Source organism: Streptomyces sp. SID1328, from assembly GCF_009865595.1.
GTDB lineage: Bacteria > Actinomycetota > Actinomycetes > Streptomycetales > Streptomycetaceae > Streptomyces > Streptomyces griseoluteus.
Map to the genome: position 1 here is coordinate 1 of NZ_WWKH01000197.1, position 865 is coordinate 865.

Below are 865 nucleotides of genomic sequence, written 5' to 3' on the forward strand. Positions count from 1 at the left end.
CAGCGGCGGGAAGATCACCAAGGCGGAGGCCGTCGAGGCGCCGAAGGGCCCGACGAGCGATGAGAAGACCGCCCTCGCGGTGCCCCGGCTGAACCAGGCGGTCCTCGCGACGCAGAATGCGGACATCGACTCGGTCTCGGGGGCGACGTACACCAGCACCGGGTACAAGAAGTCGCTCCAGTCGGCACTGGACCAGGTCAAGAAGGGCTCCGGCGGCGGGAGTCCGGGTGCGGCCCAGGCGCGTACGGTCACCGGCAGCGCGGAGCAGACGCCGTACGGGGCCGTCCAGGTGCGGGTCACGCTCAGCGGGAAGAAGATCACCAAGGCGGAGGCGGTCCAGGCGCCGAAGGGCCCGACGAGCGATGAGAAGACCGCCCTCGCGGTGCCCCGGCTGAACCGGGCGGCGGTCGCGGCGGGCAGTGCGGAGATCGACTCGGTGTCCGGGGCGACCTACACCAGCACCGGCTACAAGAAGTCGCTCCAGTCCGCGCTGGACCAGGCCGGTGGCTGAGACGGTGGCCGAGCGGGCGGGGACACCGCATGTGCTGCGGCACGCGGAGGAGGTCATGGGCACCGTCTTCTCCTTCGACGTGCGCGGCGGCGATCCCGGCGAGGTGCGCGCGGCGCTGGAGACGGCGGTCGCGGATCTGCACCGGGCCGACGCCGTGTTCAGCACCTACCGGGCGGACAGCGAGGTGTCCCGGCTGGCCCGCGAGGAGCTGACGCCGGAGCAGTGCGCTCCCGAGGTGCGCGAGGTGCTGGCGCTGGCCGCCGAGGCGGAGCGGGTGAGCGACGGCTGGTTCAGCACCCGGTACCGGGGGACGCTCGACCCGACCGGGATCGTCAAGGGCTGGTCCGCCGAGCG

Annotated in this window: 2 protein-coding genes; both read left to right on the forward strand. The window is 72.8% G+C overall.

Annotated features, from left to right (window positions below; translation table 11 throughout):
• Positions 1-511 (forward strand): FMN-binding protein (locus GT030_RS05775; RefSeq protein WP_161200144.1); only part of this gene is annotated, 511 nt, incomplete at its 5' end.
• Positions 504-865: FAD:protein FMN transferase (locus tag GT030_RS05780; protein WP_346009575.1), on the forward strand; the 362-nt coding region annotated here is incomplete at its 3' end. The genes GT030_RS05775 and GT030_RS05780, both read left to right, overlap by 8 nt.